Source organism: Caulobacter sp. P1_B12_2 (genome assembly GCF_056406675.1).
Genome location: NZ_JBFTZS010000473.1, coordinates 1 through 3,450 on the forward strand (window position 1 = coordinate 1; position 3,450 = coordinate 3,450).

General features: G+C 64.2%; 3 protein-coding genes and 1 pseudogene. All 4 read left to right on the forward strand.

All coding sequences use genetic code 11. The features are described from left to right. Window positions 1-493: flagellar hook assembly protein FlgD (locus AC1DZ6_RS21700; RefSeq protein ID WP_477099203.1), on the forward strand; the 493-nt coding region annotated here is incomplete at its 5' end. A 131-nt stretch (window positions 494-624) separates the two neighbouring features. Then, entirely contained in the window at window positions 625-2,322 is a 1,698-nt protein-coding gene (gene flgE / locus AC1DZ6_RS21705) for a flagellar hook protein FlgE (protein ID WP_477099204.1), read from the forward strand. A 168-nt stretch (window positions 2,323-2,490) separates the two neighbouring features. Beyond that, complete coding sequence (gene sciP, locus AC1DZ6_RS21710; protein WP_056439427.1) at window positions 2,491-2,772, forward strand: CtrA inhibitor SciP; 282 nt, start codon at window positions 2,491-2,493, stop codon at window positions 2,770-2,772. 247 nt (window positions 2,773-3,019) lie between these two features. Continuing rightward, window positions 3,020-3,450: pseudogene (locus tag AC1DZ6_RS21715) on the forward strand (flagellar basal-body MS-ring/collar protein FliF); the annotation flags it as partial.

Here is a 3,450-nt window from a genome sequence, read left to right on the forward strand (position 1 = left end):
GGTCACCAACGACCTGCTGGCGGCCCTGGTCGGCATGAGCACGGGCGGCGGCATCAGCGAGGGCGTCAACCTGATGGGCAAGCAGGTCACCGCCGAGACCGACAAGTCGGTGCTCAAGAACAAAGAGGCGAGCTGGAGCTACAACCAGAGCCGTTCGGCCACCGGGGTGAAGATCGAGGTCCTCGACAAGTTCGGCAAGACGATCGCCTCGGTTCTGCCCGACGACATGTCGGGCGGCGACCACACCTTCAAGTGGGACGGCAAGAGCACGCCGGAAGGCGTCCAGCAGCCCGAAGGCGGCGAATACACCATCAAGGTGACCGCGACGGACTCGGAAGGCTCGAAGATCACCACGACGGCCAAGGGACGCATCGAAGGCGTCGTCACCAAGGTCACCAACGAGAGCGGCGTCAACATGGTCTGGATCGGCGACACGAAGGTGCCCCTCGACTCCGTGATCGGCGTCACCAACGCCCCCACGGCGACCACCTAGCGGCCGTCACGAGATGAATGGGCGTCAGAATGACGCCGACGCGGTCTCCAGCCTTCCCGATGGAAGCAGAGGCCCAAACGCAAACCGCGCTGAACCCTCAAACCTTTGAATTTCATCGCAGGATCGTAGTCATGAGCATCAACAGCGCCATGCTTGCCGGGGTTTCCGGCCTGATCTCCAACTCGTCGGCCCTGGCCGCGATTTCGGACAACATCGCCAACGTCAACACCGTCGGCTACAAGCGCAGCTCGGCCAACTTCTCGACGCTGGTCACCTCGCAGAGCAAGAACGCCACCTACAGCGCCGGCGGCGTGCGGGCCCAGACCCACCAGTTCGTCAGCCAGCAGGGCCTGACCCAGGCCACCACCTCGAACCTGGACCTGTCGATCGCCGGCTCGGGCTTCTTCGTCGGCACCGAGAAGCCGGAAGGCCTGACCGCCACCGACAGCCGCTCGTTCACGCGCGCCGGCTCGTTCCAGCTCGACAATCTGGGCTACCTGCGCAACGACGCCGGCCTCTATCTGCAGGGCTGGCTGGCCGACCCGGTGACCGGCACGATCACCCCCGATCCGTCGGACCTGACCCAGCTGTCGTCGATCAATGTCGGCACGGTCGGCGGCACCRCCGAGAAGACCACCCGCGTCGGCGTCAACGCCAACCTGCGCTCGGAACAGCCGGTCTCGGCCGCGGCCAACGCCGTGATGGCCAAGGCCGCCCTGCTGGACAGCAGCGGCGCGACCAACAACTATTCGGTCTATTACAGCCCGACCGGCAACGGCAACGAGTACGCCGTCGAGGTCCGCCAGGCCGGCGTCACCGTCGCCAAGGGCGTCAACACCTACAACCCGGCCACCGGCGCCCTGGTGACCTCCACGCTGCCCGGCACCGCGCCGAACGTGCAGATCGCCGCCGGCCCGCCCGCCGTGACCCTGACCCAGACCCAGCTGGGCGTGAACAACAAGACCGACGCCGTCAACAGCGGGGCCTACGATCCGACGACCCGCTCGATGTCGGACTACGCCAAGGACCCGACCACGGGCGTCAAGCCGGACTTCGAGATCCAGATCCCGGTCTCGGACTCCAAGGGCGGCCAGCGCACCGTCACCCTGTCGCTGCTGAAGGGTCCGGGCCCCAACGAATGGTTCGCCGAACTGCGCGCCAAGCCGGGCGACCTGGACAACAACACCAACGGTCAGATCAGCTCGGGCAAGATCACCTTCACCACCGACGGCAAGCTGAGCTCGGTTGGCAATCTGTTCGGCGGCGTGACCCCGACGGCGATCAACATCGGCGCGTCCGATCCGGCCGTGGCCAACCTGGCCCCCCCCGCCGTGACGCCGCCGCGCTGGGCCGACGGCCTGGGCATCGACACCCAGAACATCCAGATCGACCTGGCCAGCGCCGCCGGCGGCCTGACCCAGTACAACAGCCAGTCGGTGGTCCAGTCGGTCAACACCAACGGCACCGCCTTCGGCAACCTGACCAACATCGAGGTCGACGACCAGGGCTATGTCTCGGCGATCTTCGACAACGGCGTGACCCGCCGGATCGCACAGGTAGCGATCGCGACCTTCTCCAACCCCAACGGATTGAAGGGGGTGAACGGAAATGCATATCGCGTCACCAATGAAAGCGGCACCTATAGCTTGAAGACTCCGGGTGGCGGCGGCGCGGGCGTGATTGCTCCGTCCACGCTGGAAGCTTCGACGGTCGACTTGTCGACCGAGTTCACGGGGTTGATCACGACACAGAGAGCCTATTCGGCTTCGTCGAAGATCATCACCACCGCTGACCAGATGCTAGAAGAGCTTCTGAGCATTAAGCGGTAATTACAGGTCTTAACTGACTTTAATTACCCTGTGTCACATTGATACATCACGAGAGTGGGGAGAAAGCCTTTGTTTCAGTCTTTCTTTACTATTGGAATTAAGCGCCTGTTATTTCCCGGCGCCTATATTCCTCTCCAACAGTGATGGTTGTGGGAAAGGCGTAAAGCCATGTTGCAGCAGCAGCGCACGAACAGCCGGGGTGAGAAGTACGTGATCGGTCCGACCGGCGCGCCGCTAACTCTCTCGGATTTGCCGCCTCCGGAAACCCAACGTTGGGTGATCCGGCGCAAGGCCGAGGTGGTGGCCGCCGTTCGCGGTGGTCTCCTCTCGCTCGACGAGGCGTGCGATCGGTACAAGTTGACCAACGAGGAGTTCCTCGCCTGGCAACAATCGATCGAACGTCACGGCCTGGCGGGTCTTCGGACCACGCGGCTTCAGCAGTACCGCTAGTTCGCGGGACTGAAAGCGTAGGCCGCGCAAGGGTTTCGACCCTCCAGCGGTTCGAGTTCTACAGATCAGCGGCCGCGTCCCTCGGGGCGCGGCCGCGACCTTTTGGCGCCCCCGGGTCCCTCTTGCAGGGGCCTTTTGTAAACGACCCGTTTACCTTGCACTGGGTAAATCCTGCCTAGCGACGGCGTGCTCCGGCGCGCAGCGGCTAAGCGTCCTCGTCGGGACGCCTTCAGGGGTAGGGCGTAGGTTGGATAAGTTCCTCAGCGCGATTCAGAGGTTTGGCGTCGGCCGTCTGGCCGCCCTCATCGGCGTCGTGGTGGGCGCGATCGCCGTGATCGCCGCCGTGATGATGATGATGAGCAAGCAGCCCAACGAGCTGCTGCTGTCCAATGTCGATCCCAAGGAATCCGCCGCCGCCACCCAGGCGCTCGACGCCGCCAACATCAAATATGAGACCAAGAGCGACGGTTCGACGATCTATGTCGCCCGCGACAAGGTCAACGCCGCCCGCCAGCTGATCTTCACCAAGGGCCTCGTGACCTCCGGTTCGGTCGGTTACGAGATCTTCGACACCGGCAGCGCGCTGGGCCAGACCGACTTCGTTCAGCAGCTGAACCGCCAGCGCGCCCTGCAGGGAGAGCTGGAGCGCACCATCCAGGGCTGGGACGGCGTCAAGGC